The organism is Deinococcus sp. (assembly GCF_025362455.1).
GTDB lineage: Bacteria > Deinococcota > Deinococci > Deinococcales > Deinococcaceae > Deinococcus.
In genome coordinates, this window is sequence record NZ_JANYGJ010000143.1 from 1 (window position 1) to 16,121 (window position 16,121).

Sequence of the window (16,121 nt, forward strand, 5' to 3'; positions counted from 1 at the left end):
AGTGCCCCTTTCGAGGCGCAGTAGGTCGCGTGGTCCGGCAACCCCACACTGGACGACTGGCTCGACACGTTCACGATGGCGCCCGGCACACCCCGCTCGATCAGCCCCCGCGCCACGATCTGGCTGATGGTCATGACCGCCCGAACGTTGACCGCCATCGTTCGGTCGAAGGCGGCGGGTGTGGCCTCCAGAAACGGCTCCAGCACGGCGATTCCGGCGTTGTTCACCAGCAGGTCGATGAATCCGGCTTCGGTGGCGGCCCGCACAGCCTCTGAGTCGTGTTCCAGATCAGCGCTGATCACGGTGCAACCAGTTTCGGCGTGCAGGCTCTCCAGGTCGGCGGCGCTGCGGCTCACCGCCACGATTTCAGCGCCGCTGCGGGCCAGGTACACGGCGACCACGCGGCCTATGCCCTTGCCCGCGCCCGTCACCAGCACGCGCTGGCCGCTAAAGTCGAAGGTCGCCTGGGCTGGGGGAGAGGTCATGGCTGCATTCTGAGCGCTGGCCGGGCAGGTTTGCCACTGGCGGCGTTCGGAAGATGAGTTTGCGTCTCTACAGCGGTGGCTCGTCGGGTTCAACTGGTTCTTCGGTGGCGCTCAGGACGTCGGAAATGGCAGGGCGTCGAAAATGGCGGCGGCGTCCTGATGGTGCTCTACCTGCAAGTTCAGCACCTCGCCCACCAGTGCCAGCTCCTGCAAACGTGCGGCGATCAGAGAGCGGTGGCATTCGCCCGGCTCGGCCTCGTAGCACAACAGGCAGACCTGCCCGGCCTGCGCCCACCCGCCCAACGCCTCCAGCGCCTCGCCCTGGGTCGCCAGGTGAAAGCGGTAGCCGAATGAGAGCACGGCGAAATCATGGGTCATCTTGTAGTCCTTGCGCAGACTCGGCGGTGTACCGAGTGAGCGCAGGTGCCGGTACTCGATGCCGCCCGCCCTCAGGGCCAGTCCCAGCGCCGTTTTCGAAAAGCCCCGGCGTCGGCTCTGCGCCCGCTCACGGGTATCGACCAGCAGTGTCACGCCCGCACCCCGCAGGGTGGCGATCAGGTCCGGGAGTGCGGCGCCCTCGTAGCCGATGGTGAAGAGTGGGGGAGGCGTCATGCCTTCAGGGATAGCTCGGATGCGCTCAGGGCGTGGTGAGTGGAGTCGCGGTTGAACGGATCAGAACCGACGTGAAAGGTTTTAGCTTTTTTCCGTTGAGGGGAACAAGCTGATATGGGAATAAATTCATGACCCCTCGCCCCCTGCGGGAGAGTCGAAGACCTGCTTGCAGAGGGGGCTACCGGGCGGCGTCCCCGCCCATCGCATGACATGCTTCCCTCCTACCGTTCCCCCATCCGCCTATACACTGCCGGGGCCATCAATCCCACCAGCAGCAGGCTCAGCGCGATCACCGCCATGCCGCCCACCAGCGAGGCCGTCTGCGACACGAAGCCGATCAGCGGCGGCCCGACCAGAAAGCCCGCGTAACCCAGCGTCGCCACCCGCGCGATGCCCCGGCCCGCCAGGGCGCTCCCCGCCGCGCTATACAGGACCGGCACCACGTTGGCGACCCCCAGCCCGAAGGCCAGGAAGCCCACGAAGGCCAGCGTGTAGGTGCTGCTCAGCAGGCTCAGGCCCAGGCCCAGGCCGCTGAGCAGGGCGCCCACCGTGACCACCCGTCCGTCGCCGTAGCGGCTTCTCCAGCCGTCGCCGAAGGCCCGGGCCAGCGTCATCGCCAGCGTGAAGCCGGTGTAGCCCGCCCCGATGCTCGCGCCCGTCGCCCCCAGCACGTCGCGGGAATATAAGCCGCTCCAGTCGCCCAGGGCGCCCTCGCCGAGCATGCCCATGAAGCACAGGGCGCCCAGCAGCCAGATCAGCGAATTCGGGGTGGACGTGGGCCGGGCGGTGTCCGCCGTCTCAGTGGTTTTCGGCGGCTCGTCGGCGTGCTTGGGCAGCAGGCGTGATCCGGCCAGCAGCAACGCGGCGCCCATGCTCAGCGTGACGATCAGGGCGTGCGGCAATCCGCCCAGCGCGGCGCCCAGCAGCAGGCTGCCGAGTCCGGCGCCCACCAGGTTGCCCAGGCTGTAGGCGGCGTGAAAGCTCGACATCACCGGCTGGCCGAGCGAGCGTTCCACCGCGACGCCCTGGGCGTTCATGGCGACGTCCATCACGCCGTTGCACCCGCCCAGGACCATCAGCGCGGCGAACAGGGTATACAGGTTGAGCGCCAGAAACGGCAGCAGCAGGGCCAGCATCATCATCAGCCCGGCGGTGATGGTCACGCGGCGGGTGCCGTAGCGGGCGGCCAGGGCGCCGGTCTGCGGCATGGCGATCAGGCTGCCCACCGCCAGGCCCAGCAGCGCCGTGCCCACCAGTGCGGGCGAGAGCCCCAGGTGTTGCTGCACGCCCGGCAGCCGCACGACCCAGGTGGCGATCACGGCGCCGTTGGCGAAGAACACGGTGCTGGTGGCCCAGCGGGCGGCGCGGGCCTGCGGCTTTGAGACGTCGGTGGCGCTCAACGTGGTTGTGAACCCGCTCACTTCGCTTTACTGCTCAGGCTCAACGTGGCGCCAAAGCGGGCGCGGAGCTGCACCGGCAGTCCCGGCAACTCGGCGCTGAGCGTCATGCCGATCTTCTGGGTCAGCTCGCCGCCGTCTGGCAGGCCGTCGGGGCGGTAGCTCAGGGTGCCCTCGCCGCTCCAGTCGGTGGTGGCGAATTTCAGGGTGATGGTCTGGCCGTCCGAGCCTCTGGTACTGAGCTTGAGTATCCAGGGCGAGGCGCGGTAGGTCTGGTCGTAGCGGCGAGTACCGCCCGCGTCCTCGCCCTGGAAGGTGGTGGTCACGTTCAGTTGCAGCGGCTGGGCTTTCAGGCTGATGCCGGTGCCGGGGCCGCCCAGCGCGTCGGCCAGGCTGCCGAAGAAGGTGCTCAGATCGAGTGGCTGCACGGCTGTTCTGGCCGCGCCGCTCTTCAGCGCCAGGCCGTAGAGGCTGGTGGCGTCGCTGAGGCTCAGGGCGCTGAGCACATCGGCGTAGTTCAGGCGCTCGTAGGCGAGCTGGCGCTGCGGATCGCCGGTCTGGACCTTGAAAGACACGAGCTGCCCGCTGGGCGAGACGGTCCGGGTCAGGCGGGTGATCTGGGCCGGGGCGGCGACCTGCCCGGCCCGAAAGGCGATGACCGGCGGCGTGATGACGGTGGTGAGCAGCACGCTGTTGCCTGCGCTGTCGGCAGCGAGCACCCTCAGCGTCTGGCGGGTGCGGGTGCGCTGCGGCGGGGCGGCGACCAGCGTTCCCAGGTCGGCGAACTGGACGGCGGCGTTGTCGCTCAGCCGCTTGAGCTGGGTTTGCTCGGCGGCGCTGAGCATCCGGCCCGGCAGCGGCGCGAAGCTGATGTCGAAGTCGGTGAACTGCACGCTGCTGGAGGTGGTGTACTCGGCGGTGACTCCGGGCCGGGCCGTGAGCGTCAGCGGGCCGGGCGAGGGCTGGACCGGTTCAGTCTGTGCAGGTTCAGTCTGGGCGGGTGCCGGTGCCGGGTCGAGTGTTGTCTGAGCCAGAGCTGTGCTGGACAAGCTGGCACAGAACAGACTAACGCTCAGCAGCAATTTGAGGGCCGGGTGTCGTGCGACGGGGCGTCCGGAGGGCATGCCCTCAGAGTACCTGCCGCCGCCGCCGGGCAGTGAAGATGGGGTGCAAAGGTGGTCGGGCCGTCCGGGTTAGTGGTCCGGGTTATCGGTCCGAATCTGGACAGCGCACTGTACGCCTTCACCAAAGCGCGGCTGACGCTTCAGGCTAGACTGCTCGGCATGAAACTCGCCGTCATCGCAGATTTGCACGCGAATCTGGAGGCGACCCTGGCCGTCCACGAGGACATCCGGCGACGTAATCTCAGCGAGATCTGGGTGCTGGGCGATCTAGTGGGCAAAGGCCCGCGCCCCCGCGAGGTGTTGCAGTGGGTTCAGGCCTTTGCTACGCGCACCATTCAGGGCAACTGGGACGCGCGGGTAGCAGGCGTGACCAACCGGCCCCAGGACCTCTGGCCACGCACCCTGCTCAGCGCAGGCGAGCTGAGTTACCTCTCGGCGCTGCCCTTCGGCATCGAGGAGCAGTTCGGGGGTGCCTGGTGGCGATTTGTGCATGCCAGTTCCAAGGGCGTCTTTCACCGGCTGTATCCGCACAGCAGCCTGCACGAGCAGCTCGAAGCCTTCGCGCCCCAGCCGCACCTGGGCCTGCGCGAGTACGCCGACGCGCTGGTCTACGCCGACATCCACGAAACCCTGATGCTGGACGTGGAAGGCCGCCCGCTGATGAACTGCGGCTCGGTGGGCAATCCGCTCGACAGCACCCTGCCCAGTTACCTGATTCTGGAATTCGCCGATCACGGCCCCAGCTACAGCGCCCAGTTCGTGCGCATCACCTACAACCGCGAGGCCGAAATCGCCGCCGCCGAGGCCAGCGGCATGCCGTTTACCCGCGAGTACATCGCCGAGCTGCTGACCGGGGCGTATCAGAAGCGCCGGGCACGCGGCGGCGAGGGCGTGGAGCTGTGATTGGAGCAGATGTCATAAAAAGACCCTTTTTATGACCGAGCGGAGCGAGTAGTTTTAACTGAGCAAGGCGCAGAATGGAGGCGCGGGGAGGCTGTTTTCCCCGTGGCGTAATTCGGAGTACTGCTCTAGGGGGGGGCAAGTTCAGGGCAACTCTACCCACGAGTTCGAGCTGAGATTCGAGCATCCGGGGGTTCCTACGAACAAGGCCCGTCGAGGCTGCGCCTTGGACGAATTCAAGTCGGGTGTGCCTGGGCCGGGTGAAGTTCCCGCTCGCCTGACAGACGATTGAACTCAGTCACTGCAACCTGGTGGTATTGGAAACTGGTGGTATTGGAGCCTGGTATTGGAAGCTGGTGGAATTGGCCTGCCTGAACTGAAGTCGGCGCTGCACGGAGCGGCTTGCTCGGCGCTCAGCATCGGTGGCGAGAGCTTCCCGTACCGGCTATTGACTGGTTTTATACCGAAGTGAGCAGTCATGCGAGCGCCGCCACTCAGAGCGGATCACGACGTCTTGAAGCTCAGCCCTGCTCGGCGTACTCAAGCGGCATCAGTGTGGCCTGCCTGCGTTGAAGGCCCGACCACGACAGTCACCTTTACGCCGTGTATAGCGCGTAGATACAGAATGTCAGCTCAAAATACAGAGGCACCCCGGCGCCGCTTGTAGTGGGGGTCATATTGACTTCTCAAGTCGTGAGATTCATACTCGTTTGCAGGAGGAACAACACATGGCTTATCGTAAATTGAGTGAACAGGTCCAGATGCTGACCAACCCCCAACGCAGTGATACCTTTGTCAAGGATTTTAAATCGGCGGTGCGTGAGGGTCAGTTCGAGGCTGCCTACATGACCACCGAGCGCTTTCAGTTGCCCAAGGATTTCAGCCGCCGTAACAGCGACGAGACCTACAACCGCAGCATGCGCGAGATGATCTTTGAGTCCACCCCGGCTTTTGAAGTCTGGTTTGACCGCACCAACCGCGAACTGGCGGCGACCCGGCGCGGCGGGAACATCAAGCCCAGCATCGAGGCGTTTGAAGCGGGCCTGGTCGACTTCAAGGCGCTGGCCGCCGAAACCCGGACAAAAATGCAGGCCAGCTACGACAAAGGCCATTCACTGGGCAAGTCACGCGCACGTGGCAAGCGCAAGGCCGTCAAGTAATCTAATCGGTCGTCAAGTAATCTAATCGGTTTTGCAGTGCTGCGGGTGGAAGGCGTTGGTGCCGTCCACCCGCTTTGGTGTTTCAGCCGGGGTTGTTGACGCCTCAGCGGGCGGATCTGAGCCAATACTTCATCAGGCTGGCGCTGGCACTGTCGCGCAGCAGGCAGGCGATGACGCCGCTGGGCTGCTCGAACAGCAGCAGCGTGCGCGCACCGTACTCGACTTGAATGGTGCACAGGGCGGCAGGTGACGGCACAGGCGCCAGCGTGGCCTCGCTCTTGTTCAGCCAGCGGGCCGCGCTCAGGTAGGTTCTGGCCCGCCTTCCCAGCTCAGGCGGCAGCGGCTGCCCGGCTTCCTCGACCAGCTCGCCGCCCTGGTTGTAGGCGCTGATGGCGATGACGCCGGGGCGCTCCAGCAGCTTGCGAATCAGTACCTGGGCCAGCGTCGCCGCCGAAGGCCTGTCGCTCTGCACGCTGCTGGGCGCCGCGAACAGCTCTGCGAGCAGCCGCGCCAGCTCGAACTGCTCCAGCGGCAGCCCCAGCACTCCGGCGGCCCCGGCAGCCTGAGCCTCGGCCTGCGCCACGTCGCCCAGCAGCACGACGGTCAACTGGTCTGCTGGTGGCTGGTCGAGTTGCGGCTGGTCGGGTTGCGGCTGGTTTGCCTGTGATCGGTCTGCTTGCAGGCTGCGGCACAGCTCCAGGCCGCTCAGGTCACTCAGATTCAGGTTGCTGAGCACCAGGTCGGGCCGGGCCACCCGGATCTCTTGCTGCGCCTGGGCCGCGCACGAGGCGCTGCGGTAGCGCACTCCCAGGTTCAGGCCCTCCAGCAAGCGTTCCAGCGCTTTGCGGGCACTGAGCTGCGACTCGACGATCAGTACGTCTCGCAGCGGCGGATTCGGTGGTCTGGGGTGAACGTCGGTACTGCTGCTGAGCATGACTGATGACTCCTTGCTGATGAGCGCGAGGCGCCACTCTGAGAGAAGTCTCAGAAGTTGCCCCTTACCCGGCTCTTACAAGTTGCGGCGCCGTGCCCAGGCTTCAGGGCCCATGTATCCAGTGGGGGCATTCGGTGGGGGGCATTCGGTGGGGGAGGGCGGTGTTACCCGGTCAGTTCAAAGTTCTGAGGTGGCGGCGCACTGCGGCCCTGGGACCGAAGGTTTGACCGGGTGCGTCGGCCCTGAACGCCGATCAGGTGGCCTCCGGGGCGCCAACCGGCCCTGTGCGGCCCGCATCTCGATCCTGGGCTGGTGCGCTTTATGCCCGCCGCTGCGGGGGTATGCTGGAGGGCGCATATGAACGACTCTCAGCGTGCGACGGTGATGTACGGCGGGAACGCCGCCTTCGTGGAAACGCTCTACGAAGCCTACCTCAGCGACCCGGCCAGCGTGGACAGCGACTGGCGCTCCTACTTCGACGAGGTGCGTGCAGGCGCCCCCGAAACGGCCCACAGCGCCGTGCAGGCGAGGTTTTACGACTCTGGCCGTCGCCGCAGCCACAATGCCGCCAGCCACAATGCCGCCCCGGCCAGTAGCAAGGCGGCTAGCAGCAGCGCGGCCCAGCAGGCGGCGGGTGCCCTGGTCAGCGCCTACCGCGTCTACGGCCACATCAGCGCCGCCAAAAACCCCCTGACCATCCGCCCGCCCGCCGTGGTGCCCGAACTGACCCCTGAGTACTACGGCCTGAAGGCCCAGGACCTGAACACACCCGTAGCAGAGGGCCACTTTTCCGGCACGCTCTCGCAGGTCATGGACCAACTGGAGCAGAGCTACTGCGGGTCCATCGGCTTCGAGTTCACCTACCTGCCCACCGGTGAGCGCGAGTGGTTCCAGCAGCGTATCGAGCGGGCCAAGGGGCGCGGCGATTACAGCGCCGAGCAGAAAAAGCGGATTTTTGCCAAGCTTAACGCCGCCGAGGGCTTGGAGCAGTACCTCCACCAGCGCTACGTGGGCCAGAAGCGCTTCTCGCTCGAAGGCGGCGAGAGCTTCATTCCGCTGATGGACTCGCTGATCCAGCGCGGCGGCGAGGTCGGCGTCAAGGAAACCGTCATCGGCATGGCCCACCGGGGCCGCCTGAACGTGCTGGTCAACATCTTCGGCAAAAAGCCCGCCGACCTCTTCGACGAATTCGAGGGCAAGAAGGTGCTCTCCGACGATCCCGACGTGGCCGGGGACGTCAAGTACCACATGGGCTTTTCTTCCGACGTGCGCACCGCCAGCGGCCCGATGCACCTGGCGCTGGCCTTCAACCCCTCGCACCTCGAAATCGTCTCGCCCGTGGTTCACGGCTCGGTGCGGGCCCGCCAGGACAACCGCGACGACGTGGACCGCAAGCAGGTGCTTCCGATCACCATTCACGGCGACGCGGCGGTGTCGGGCCAGGGCGTGGTCATGGAGACGCTCAACCTCTCGCGGCTGCGCGGCTTCGCCACGGGCGGCGCGGTGCGCATCGTCATCAACAACCAGATCGGTTTTACCATCAGTGACCCGCGCGACACCCGCAGTTCGCGCTACTGCACCGACGTCGCCAAGATCGCCAACGCGCCCGTGCTGCACGTCAACGGCGACGACCCGGAGGCGGTGGTGTTCGCCGGGGAACTGGCACTCGCCTACCGCCAGGAGTTCAGCAAGGACGTGTTCGTCGATCTGATCTGCTTCCGGCGCTACGGGCACAACGAGGGCGACGACCCCACCATGACCCAGCCGATCATGTACCGCGAGATCAAGGCCCACCCCGGCACCCGCGCCCTGTACGCCAAAGTGTTGGAGAAGGAAGGCGTGCTGGCGCCGGGCGAGGAGGCCGAGTGGACCAGCAGCTTCCGCGACAAGCTCGATCAGGGCGCCTCGGTGGTCACCGAAGTCTCCAACGAGGAACAGAGCAAGCTGGCGATCAACTGGCGCAAATATATCGGCGTCCACTGGACCGAGGACGCCGAGACCGCCGTGAGCGCCGAGCGCATCGCCAGACTCGGTGAAAGCCTGTCGAGCGTGCCGGAGGGCTTCACGCCCCACCGCGCCGTCGAACGGGTGCTGAAAACCCGCCGTGAGATGAGCCTGGGGCTGGCGCCCATCGACTGGGGCATGGGCGAAACATTGGCCTACGCCACGCTGCTCGAAGACGGCTTCGACGTGCGCATCGACGGTCAGGACTCCGGGCGCGGCACCTTCGTCCACCGCCACGCCGTGCTTCACGACCAACTGGCCACCGACACCATGAGCGAGGAATATACCCCCCTGGCGCACCTGAGCGGCGTGACCAAGCACATCGAAATCATCGACTCCACGCTCTCGGAGGAGGCCGTGATGGCCTTCGAGTACGGCTACTCGACCAGTGCGCCCGACTCGCTGGTGATCTGGGAGGCCCAGTTCGGCGACTTCGCCAACGGCGCCCAGTCGGTGATCGACCAGTTCATCAGCGCGGGCGAGAGCAAATGGCAGCGCCTCAGCGGCGTTACTTTGCTGCTGCCGCACGGCTACGAGGGCCAGGGACCGGAGCACTCCTCGGCCCGGCTGGAGCGTTACCTGCAACTGTGCGCCCAGAAGAACATGCAGGTCGTGGTGCCCAGCAGCGCGGCGCAGATTTTCCACCTGCTGCGCCGCCAGATGATCCGGCCCTACCGCAAGCCGCTGATCGTGATGACGCCCAAGAGCCTGCTGCGCAATAAACTGGCCATGTCGCCGCTGAGCGAGTTCACCGGCGGCAAGTTCTGTGAGGTCATCGGCGACGAGAGCCGCCCCGCCGCCCGCCGGGTGGTCGTCAGCTCCGGCAAGCTGCACTGGGATCTGTCCGAGACCCGCGAGAAGTCGGGCGCCGAGGGCCACAAGCTCGATGTGGCGTTGGTGCGCCTGGAGCAGCTCTACCCCTTCCCGGTGGACAATCTGCGCCGCGAGCTGGAGAAGTACCCCAACGCCGATGTCATCTGGGCGCAGGAAGAACCCCAGAACCAGGGCGCCTGGCTGATGCTCCGCGACGACCTCGAAGCCGCGCTGTTGCCGGGCCAGACCCTCCAGTACGCCGGGCGCCCCCGCAGCGCCAGCACCGCCACCGGTTACAAGCAGATGCATGACCGCGAGCAGGCCAGGCTCATCCAGGACGCCCTGGGCGTTCGCGTCGAGCCGGAAGTCACCACCGTCAAGAAAGAAGCCACGCCCCAGTCGTAAGAGAACGGCGCTTATCCTTACGGGGTGAGCGCCGAGCTGCTGTCAAAGTACTGTCAAATCCAGATCGTCAGTTGTGAGGAGCCGTATGCCCGATATCAAAGTCCCTGTGTTCTCCGAATCCGTCTCCGAGGGCACGCTGCTGTCGTGGAGCAAGAAGCCCGGCGACGCCGTGAAGCGCGGTGACATTCTGGCCGAGATCGAGACCGACAAGGTGGTATTGGAAGTCACCGCCCTGCAAGACGGCGTGCTGCAAAGTGTGGCTAAAAACGAGGGCGACACCGTGCTGAGCGAGGAAGTTCTCGGCGTGATCGGGGAGGCCGGAAGTGCGCCAGCGGTCCAGGCCAAGGCGCCGGAAGTCGTGGGCGTTGGTGCGGCCTCATCTACCCCCAGTGTTCAAAGCGCTGGAACGCTCGGCGGCAACGGCACCTTGCCGCCATCGGCCCGCAAGATCGTGGCCGAGAACAACCTCGACGCGGGCCAGATCGCGGGCACCGGCCCCAAGGGCAACATCACCAAGCAGGACGCGCTAGACGCCGTGGGCACTCAGGTCGTCGCGGCCCAAACTCTAGCAGCACAGGGTGGCGGCACCGATCAGGGACCGCAGGAGGCCACCGCGCCCACCTCGATGCGGGAAAGCGCTCCGGCCCAGCCCGCCGCGCCGCTTGGAGAGCGCAGCGAGCAGCGCGTGCCGATGACGCGCATCCGCCAGCGCATCGCCGAGCGCCTGAAAGACGTGCAGAACACCGCCGCCATCCTGACGACCTTCAACGAGGTCAACATGCAGCCCAGCATGGATCTGCGTAAAAAGTATCAGGATCAGTTCGTGGCCAAGCACGGCGTCAAACTCGGCTTCATGAGCCTGTTCGTGCGGGCCGCCACCGAGGCGCTCAAGTCTTTCCCGATGGTCAACGCCTCGGTGGAGGGCAAGGACATCATCTACCACGGCTACTACGACGTGAGTATCGCCGTCGCCTCTGACCGGGGCCTGGTCGTGCCGGTCCTGCGCGACACCGACACGCTGGGGCTGGCCGACATCGAGAAAGCCGTCGCGGGCTTTGCGGGCAAGGCTAAAGCGGGCAAGCTGACGATGGACGACATGTCGGGCGGCACCTTCAGCATCACCAACGGCGGCACCTTCGGCTCGATGATGAGCACCCCGATCATCAACCAGCCGCAGAGCGCCATTCTGGGGATGCACAACATCATCGAGCGCCCGATTGCCGTCAGCGGACAGGTTGTTATTGCCCCGATGATGTACCTGGCGCTGAGCTACGACCACCGCATCATCGATGGCAAGGACGCCGTGCAGTTCCTGGTGACCATCAAGAACCTGCTCGAAGACCCGGCCCGGATGCTGCTGGAGCTGTAGCGTTTGGAGGATGGAACCGCCAGCCGCCGGGGGAGGGGTTGGCGGTTTTGTGCGCATTATTGATCGGTTTGTGTGATTGGCTTCTGCATTGCCTGAGCGATTCGAGCAAGGAGACTGGCTCGCCGTGCGTCAAAGAAAGACTGAAAATTGTCACCGCGCAAGGAGCTAACGTCGATGATGTGAGTGACTAAAATCTCATCCATTCTCTCTGAATGTATATCTTCCTCCTTCTGCAACTTTTCTAAATAGCTGCTGGGGGCACTACCGCCTATCTTCCGATTTGTCTTATATGAAAGTGGTGTTTTATTGATCACGCTATCAAAAATTTCTCTTGGTATGCCCTGTTTTTCACACCAAGTCTGCGGGAAGATGTGATGTACGTCTATGCTTTCGTCAAAATAAGCTGTATCTGTGGCTGCTTGCCCAGTCCTGAAATCTTCAGCGCCATCGCGCATCAGCAACGCATAAACCCCTTTGTAAGCAGCACTATTCCGAGTACGAAGATCGTTCAGACGATTGGGCAGAAAATTTGCTTCCCTCACCGTGTCGGGTTCGCTCCCACCGTCCATCCAGGCGAGCAATTCTGGGAAATCTTTAGCAAAGCGAGTTTCAGTCGCACTGGCGTAGAGTTCACCGAAGACACCGCACCAGTACCATTGAGCCAGCTTGTCCTGCACGGCTACGTTTTCCGTTCGCTCACCTAAAACAGCGAGTGCTGCTGCAAGTGGAATCAATTGTGTACGGTAGGGCAAGTCGCGGGCAGTAAACATGTTTTGGAAGCGGAGAAATTTCGCTGCTTTCAAAAAACCATTCTCTACAGCGCCTGCGTATTCTAGATAATCGGTTAATGTGAGCTTGAGGATATCTTTGCGTTTACAAGATATCCCAGGTGCTTCCTGCTCAGATTTCCCACTCTGAATCTTTTTCAGTTTGTGTACGCGAGTCGATAGCAATGTTACCGCCTGCAAAAAGTCAGTGCTCTCCACATTTGCTAATGCAGGCCAATGTTGTAGCTTCTGCTGAATTCCGACCTTGTTCTGAGCTTCATCGCCGTACCAGGCATCGCGCAAGTGGTAATCATCAGCCGCGAATGTGGCAGTCAAAAGCTCAAAGACGGTGAGACTCACACCACCTGTATTGACCTTTTCGAATACTTGGCAGACTGCTTCTTTAGGCGTGCTTTTGTCTAGCGTGATGACCGGAATTTGATAGTCTCTAAATAGTTCTATAACAGATTTCCTAAATTTTTTCCAGTGGTCTTTGTGAGTGTGAGAAAGGTCTCGATATTCCTCTGCCCAATCCTCATAATCGCTTAGAATCAATGCTACAGGGAAAACGCCTGCACCTCTTTCAAGTTCTGGTGTACTGTAGTCGGCGATTACCTCGCCCCGAAAGTTTTTAACCTTCCGATCCTCTGGCACGCTTATAAAGGCATCCTCTCGATCTTTCTCCGGGTCTGTAGCGACTTGCATATCTATGTAATACCAGCGCTTTACCGCTTTATCGCGAGAGTCGCGGGTGTCAACAACTTTGCCACTCGCCAGAGCTTGAAAAAGACTGGTCAGGCGCTGTTGCCCATCGAGCAGCAGCAAGTCTGGATTTTGCCCTGCTGGCGGTGTAGCTCCTTCCAAGGGCCGCATCTTGAAACGCACATCTGGATTGCCCGTTCGCAGCATCATCACCGCGCCGATGGGATAGGACAGCGACACACTCGCGAGCAGGCTACGGATGTGATCGTCGGTCCAGACCCAACCACGTTGAAAGTCGGGAAGCTGGACCTTACCTTCAGCTACAGAACGCATCATGTCGGAGAGTGATGTTTTTCCTGGTTCAAAAGATGTTGTCATCGTGTGGTCAGTGTAGGGCGGAACTATCTGCCGCCTCACTCCGTATTCCCCACCGTGAACCAGCCCCGTCTGACCTCCCGCCGCCCCACTGGACCCCTGGGCCGCTTCCGGGCCGTCTGGCGCGACGCCCTGGCGCTGCTGCTCTCGCTGGGCGACCGCCGCACCGGGGGCCAGGCCAAACTGATCGCGGCGCTGGCCGTCCTGTATGCGCTGAGCCCGATTGACCTCATCCCCGACGGTATTCCAGTCCTCGGCGTCAGTGACGATTTGCTGATCGTGCCCGCCGTGCTGGCCTTCGCCGCCCGCCAACTGCCCGCCCCGGTGCTCGGCGTGGCCCGCAGCAAGGTCGAGCGGCTGCCCCGGCTGTGGCCTGCGGTGGTGGTGGCGCTGGTGGTCGTGCCTGCCCTGCTGGTGTACGGCCTGATCCGGTTGCTGAGCTGAGTTGCTGAACGGGGGCCAGGTGCTACCCTGCGCTGAATGATTTCTGGACCTCCTTCAACCTGGAACGCCGTGGTGCTCGGCGGCGGCGACCCCGGCGACGCTTTTGCCGCCGCGCACGGTGTGGCCGTCAAACCGCTGATCGAGCTGGCGGGCCGCCCGATGGGTCAGTGGGTGCTGCATGCCTTGCGCGAGTCTGGCCGCATCGGGCGCGTCGCCTACGTGGGGCCGCTGTCGCCCGATATGAAAGCCCTGATCGACGTGCGCGTCACGGACCGGGGCACCCTGATCGCCAATCTCGAAGCCGGTGTGGCGGCGCTGCGGGAAAGCGGTAACGTCCCCCAGCTCCGCGTCATGGTCATTACGGCGGACGTGCCGATGCTGACCGGTCAGATGCTCCGTGACGTGCTGGACGCCGCCCCGGCTATGTCACTGGTCTACCCGATTGTCGAGAAGGCGGTCTGCGAGGCGGCCTATCCAGGTGTGAAGCGAACCTACGCCAAGCTCAAGGACGGCGCGTTTACTGGTGGCAATCTGTTTCTACTCGATCCGGCGCTGATCGGCCAGTTTCTGCCGCGCCTCAAAGCCGTGCTGGACGCCCGCAAGCAACCGCTCAAGCTGGCGGGCATCATCGGGCCGGGTATGCTGGTCAGGATGCTGCTGGGGCAACTCCGCATCGCCGAGCTGGAACGCCGGGTCAGCACCATTCTGGGCACGCCGGTCCAGGCCCTGATTACGCCGCACGCGGCTGTCGGCACCGACGTGGACAAGGAAGAAGACCTCGTGCTGGCCGAGGTGGCACTTAGCAAAGCTGCCCCGGTGAGCTAGAGATGTAGGCCACTTGCCCTTGTCTTGCAAGCCCCCACCTGGCAATATGGGCGGCATGCCTCACGTCATCGTCAGCCCCTGCATCGGAGTCAAAGACCAGTCGTGTACTGAGGTCTGCCCCGTCGAGTGCATCTACGACGGCGGTGAGATGTTCCTGATCCACCCCGACGAATGCATCGACTGCGGCGCCTGCGTGCCCGCCTGCCCCGTCAGCGCCATCTACCCCGAAGAGGACGTGCCCGGCACGGAAACCGAATTCATTGCCAAGAACCGGGTGTTCTTCGGGCTGTAAGCCGGAGCCGACATGAGAAGCGCTCGCCTGCTGGTGAGCGTTTTTTAGTTGATCTGGACAGGATAGAAACGGCGTCCTGGACGCGGCTGTTGACCTCCGTGCAGCTCCGTGGAACGGCCCTACTCCCTCGCCACCGCTCCTGTGCTCTGATCTGGCTCTGCCCAGCCCTGCACCATCGCCCAGCCGAGTCCGAAGGCGACCAGTGCCAGCGGCAGCAGCAAAGAGAGCGCGTCGCTGCGGCGCCACAACGCGCAGGCCATCAGCAGCGGCACGGCGGGGGCCGAGGCGACCAGCACGGCGGCGCTCAGGCGGCTGCCGCTTTCCGGGCTGCGCGATTGCCGCCAGGCCAGCCAGAGGGTCAGCGCCGCGCACAGGGCGGCCACCCCGGCCAGCAGCGCCGTAATCTCGTTGCTCCAGCGCGGTTGCAACATGAACCCCAGCGGCAGCCCGATCAGCACGCCGGGCAACGCCAGCGCCCCCAGCCCCAGCAAGTACAGCCCACGCAGCCGCCTGAGTGTGGCGGGCGCGGCTGGTTTTGCTTCGGCTGGAATGATTTCGGGCGTGTTCAAGGGACTGGTACAGCCTGGGCCACGAGCGTGGCACTCACGCCGCCGACGTTCAGCACGGCGTCTTCGGGCACGTCCTTGCGGATGCGGGCCAGCGCGGCGTTTCCGGCAGTGGCGCCGCTGCGGCCCACCGTTTTGCCGCCTTGCGTGATGTCGGTGTGGGCGGGCAGCCCTGCACCCCCTGGTTCTGTGCCCCGCAGCCCGGCCAGGTGGTAGCGGGTGTTGCCGCGTGCCTCCAGCCGGGCCATGATCTCCTGACCCACGTAGCAGCCCTTGCGGTAGCTCATGGCGCCCTCCAGACCGACTTCCTGGGGCAGGTTGCCGATCCAGCCGTCGCGGCTGGGGTCGCTGATTCCGGCGCGGATGCGGGCGGCTTCGAGTTCGGAGTACGGGCGCTCGGTGGCGTTCAGAGCGGCCAGCACGGCGCCCTCGTGCTTGCGGAGGTAATGCAGGTCCAGGCCCGGCGTGCCGGTGCGGTTCACCCGTCCAGCCATGACTAAACCGCCGCCGAAGTCGAAGCTCTGGACCGCCGGACCACCTGTTGTCCAGCCGCCGACATCTTCATTCCAGACGTGAATGGTCGCCAGCTCACTGCTCAGGTCCTGCACCTCCACCGCGTCGAAGATGATGTACTTGCGGAAGCGGGCGGCCAGCAGCGGCGCCTCGTTCTCTGAGAGGTGGATGTAGATGTCGTTTTCCCGCTTGTACAGGCGGGCGAACAGTTCGATCTGACCTTTGGGGCTCAGGAAACACGCTTCTATCATGCCGGGGGTCGGTGCGGCTTTCAGGTTGTTGGTCATCTGGCCCTGCGCGAAGTCCAGCCGGTCGGCGCCGGTCAGCCGCAGGGCACTGGACGGCAGGCGGGTGAAGGTGCTGGCTGGGGTCGGAGTCATGACTGTAGAGTAAGCCAAGCGAGCTGCCCAGACTGTGGATACGGAGTGAAAAAA

At 64.2% G+C, this 16,121-nt stretch carries 15 protein-coding genes; 7 read left to right on the plus strand and 8 right to left on the minus strand.

The features are described from left to right. The 4 genes from Q0R23_RS11305 to Q0R23_RS11320 form a co-directional block, all read right to left on the minus strand. Window positions 1–485 (minus strand): SDR family NAD(P)-dependent oxidoreductase (locus tag Q0R23_RS11305; protein ID WP_293913093.1); only part of this gene is annotated, 485 nt, incomplete at its 3' end. A 111-nt stretch (window positions 486–596) separates the two neighbouring features. Continuing rightward, window positions 597–1,097 (minus strand): DUF488 domain-containing protein, encoded by a 501-nt coding sequence (locus tag Q0R23_RS11310; RefSeq protein WP_293913095.1) that lies wholly within the window; start codon window positions 1,095–1,097, stop codon window positions 597–599. 221 nt (window positions 1,098–1,318) lie between these two features. After that, the gene (locus Q0R23_RS11315; protein WP_293913097.1) at window positions 1,319–2,518 is read right to left on the minus strand and encodes an MFS transporter; all 1,200 of its coding nucleotides are present in this window, start codon (window positions 2,516–2,518) and stop codon (window positions 1,319–1,321) included. Beyond that, window positions 2,515–3,618, minus strand: a complete 1,104-nt coding sequence (locus Q0R23_RS11320; protein WP_293913099.1) for a hypothetical protein — start codon at window positions 3,616–3,618, stop codon at window positions 2,515–2,517. Before Q0R23_RS11320 ends, Q0R23_RS11315 begins: the two co-directional genes overlap by 4 nt. A gap of 159 nt (window positions 3,619–3,777) precedes the next feature. Between Q0R23_RS11320 and Q0R23_RS11325 the strand changes: the two genes are divergently transcribed. Both Q0R23_RS11325 and Q0R23_RS11330 read left to right on the plus strand, forming a co-directional pair. Next, on the plus strand, window positions 3,778–4,521 hold the full coding sequence (locus tag Q0R23_RS11325; protein ID WP_293913101.1) for a metallophosphoesterase family protein: 744 nt from the start codon (window positions 3,778–3,780) through the stop codon (window positions 4,519–4,521). A gap of 725 nt (window positions 4,522–5,246) precedes the next feature. Next, window positions 5,247–5,678 (plus strand): hypothetical protein, encoded by a 432-nt coding sequence (locus Q0R23_RS11330; protein ID WP_293913103.1) that lies wholly within the window; start codon window positions 5,247–5,249, stop codon window positions 5,676–5,678. Window positions 5,679–5,781: 103 nt separating this feature from the next. Here Q0R23_RS11330 and Q0R23_RS11335 read toward each other — a convergent pair whose 3' ends face one another. Next, window positions 5,782–6,612, minus strand: a complete 831-nt coding sequence (locus Q0R23_RS11335; protein ID WP_293913105.1) for a response regulator — start codon at window positions 6,610–6,612, stop codon at window positions 5,782–5,784. Between the two features lie 357 nt (window positions 6,613–6,969). On the opposite strand from Q0R23_RS11335, the gene Q0R23_RS11340 reads away from it, so the two are divergent. Together Q0R23_RS11340 and odhB are read left to right on the plus strand one after the other, a co-directional pair. Next, entirely contained in the window at window positions 6,970–9,834 is a 2,865-nt protein-coding gene (locus tag Q0R23_RS11340) for a 2-oxoglutarate dehydrogenase E1 component (protein ID WP_293913107.1), read from the plus strand. 85 nt (window positions 9,835–9,919) lie between these two features. Beyond that, window positions 9,920–11,203: a 2-oxoglutarate dehydrogenase complex dihydrolipoyllysine-residue succinyltransferase gene (gene odhB, locus Q0R23_RS11345; RefSeq protein ID WP_293913109.1), complete on the plus strand. Its 1,284-nt coding sequence runs from the start codon at window positions 9,920–9,922 to the stop codon at window positions 11,201–11,203. Between the two features lie 56 nt (window positions 11,204–11,259). Here odhB and Q0R23_RS11350 read toward each other — a convergent pair whose 3' ends face one another. Beyond that, window positions 11,260–13,050 carry a DUF262 domain-containing protein gene (locus tag Q0R23_RS11350; RefSeq protein WP_293913111.1) on the minus strand — a complete coding sequence of 597 codons (1,791 nt, stop codon included), beginning with the start codon at window positions 13,048–13,050 and terminating at the stop codon, window positions 11,260–11,262. A 54-nt stretch (window positions 13,051–13,104) separates the two neighbouring features. Between Q0R23_RS11350 and Q0R23_RS11355 the strand changes: the two genes are divergently transcribed. From Q0R23_RS11355 to Q0R23_RS11365, 3 genes are read left to right on the plus strand one after another with little or no spacing between them, the layout of a single operon-like run. After that, the gene (locus Q0R23_RS11355) at window positions 13,105–13,491 is read left to right on the plus strand and encodes a DUF1232 domain-containing protein (RefSeq protein ID WP_293913113.1); all 387 of its coding nucleotides are present in this window, start codon (window positions 13,105–13,107) and stop codon (window positions 13,489–13,491) included. Window positions 13,492–13,527: 36 nt separating this feature from the next. After that, entirely contained in the window at window positions 13,528–14,316 is a 789-nt protein-coding gene (locus Q0R23_RS11360; RefSeq protein WP_293913115.1) for an NTP transferase domain-containing protein, read from the plus strand. Window positions 14,317–14,371: 55 nt separating this feature from the next. Next, entirely contained in the window at window positions 14,372–14,608 is a 237-nt protein-coding gene (locus Q0R23_RS11365) for a ferredoxin (protein ID WP_293913117.1), read from the plus strand. 119 nt (window positions 14,609–14,727) lie between these two features. Here Q0R23_RS11365 and Q0R23_RS11370 read toward each other — a convergent pair whose 3' ends face one another. After that, complete coding sequence (locus Q0R23_RS11370; RefSeq protein WP_293913119.1) at window positions 14,728–15,177, minus strand: hypothetical protein; 450 nt, start codon at window positions 15,175–15,177, stop codon at window positions 14,728–14,730. Further along, the gene (locus Q0R23_RS11375) at window positions 15,174–16,067 is read right to left on the minus strand and encodes a folate-binding protein (RefSeq protein ID WP_293913121.1); all 894 of its coding nucleotides are present in this window, start codon (window positions 16,065–16,067) and stop codon (window positions 15,174–15,176) included. The genes Q0R23_RS11370 and Q0R23_RS11375 overlap by 4 nt, the downstream gene beginning before the upstream one ends. Between the last annotated feature and the right edge of the window lie 54 nt (window positions 16,068–16,121).

Excerpts from the sequence above, each read along its gene's own strand:
- Q0R23_RS11330 (WP_293913103.1), top strand. The coding sequence starts at position 5,247 with ATGGCTTATCGTAAATTGAGTGAACAGGTCCAGATGCTGACCAACCCC.
- Q0R23_RS11335 (WP_293913105.1), bottom strand. The coding sequence starts at position 6,612 with ATGCTCAGCAGCAGTACCGACGTTCACCCCAGACCACCGAATCCGCCG.
- Q0R23_RS11365 (WP_293913117.1), top strand. The coding sequence starts at position 14,372 with ATGCCTCACGTCATCGTCAGCCCCTGCATCGGAGTCAAAGACCAGTCG.
- Q0R23_RS11375 (WP_293913121.1), bottom strand. The coding sequence starts at position 16,067 with ATGACTCCGACCCCAGCCAGCACCTTCACCCGCCTGCCGTCCAGTGCC.
- Q0R23_RS11310 (WP_293913095.1), bottom strand. The coding sequence starts at position 1,097 with ATGACGCCTCCCCCACTCTTCACCATCGGCTACGAGGGCGCCGCACTC.
- Q0R23_RS11325 (WP_293913101.1), top strand. The coding sequence starts at position 3,778 with ATGAAACTCGCCGTCATCGCAGATTTGCACGCGAATCTGGAGGCGACC.
- Q0R23_RS11360 (WP_293913115.1), top strand. The coding sequence starts at position 13,528 with ATGATTTCTGGACCTCCTTCAACCTGGAACGCCGTGGTGCTCGGCGGC.
- Q0R23_RS11350 (WP_293913111.1), bottom strand. The coding sequence starts at position 13,050 with ATGACAACATCTTTTGAACCAGGAAAAACATCACTCTCCGACATGATG.
- Q0R23_RS11340 (WP_293913107.1), top strand. The coding sequence starts at position 6,970 with ATGAACGACTCTCAGCGTGCGACGGTGATGTACGGCGGGAACGCCGCC.
- Q0R23_RS11320 (WP_293913099.1), bottom strand. The coding sequence starts at position 3,618 with ATGCCCTCCGGACGCCCCGTCGCACGACACCCGGCCCTCAAATTGCTG.
- odhB (WP_293913109.1), top strand. The coding sequence starts at position 9,920 with ATGCCCGATATCAAAGTCCCTGTGTTCTCCGAATCCGTCTCCGAGGGC.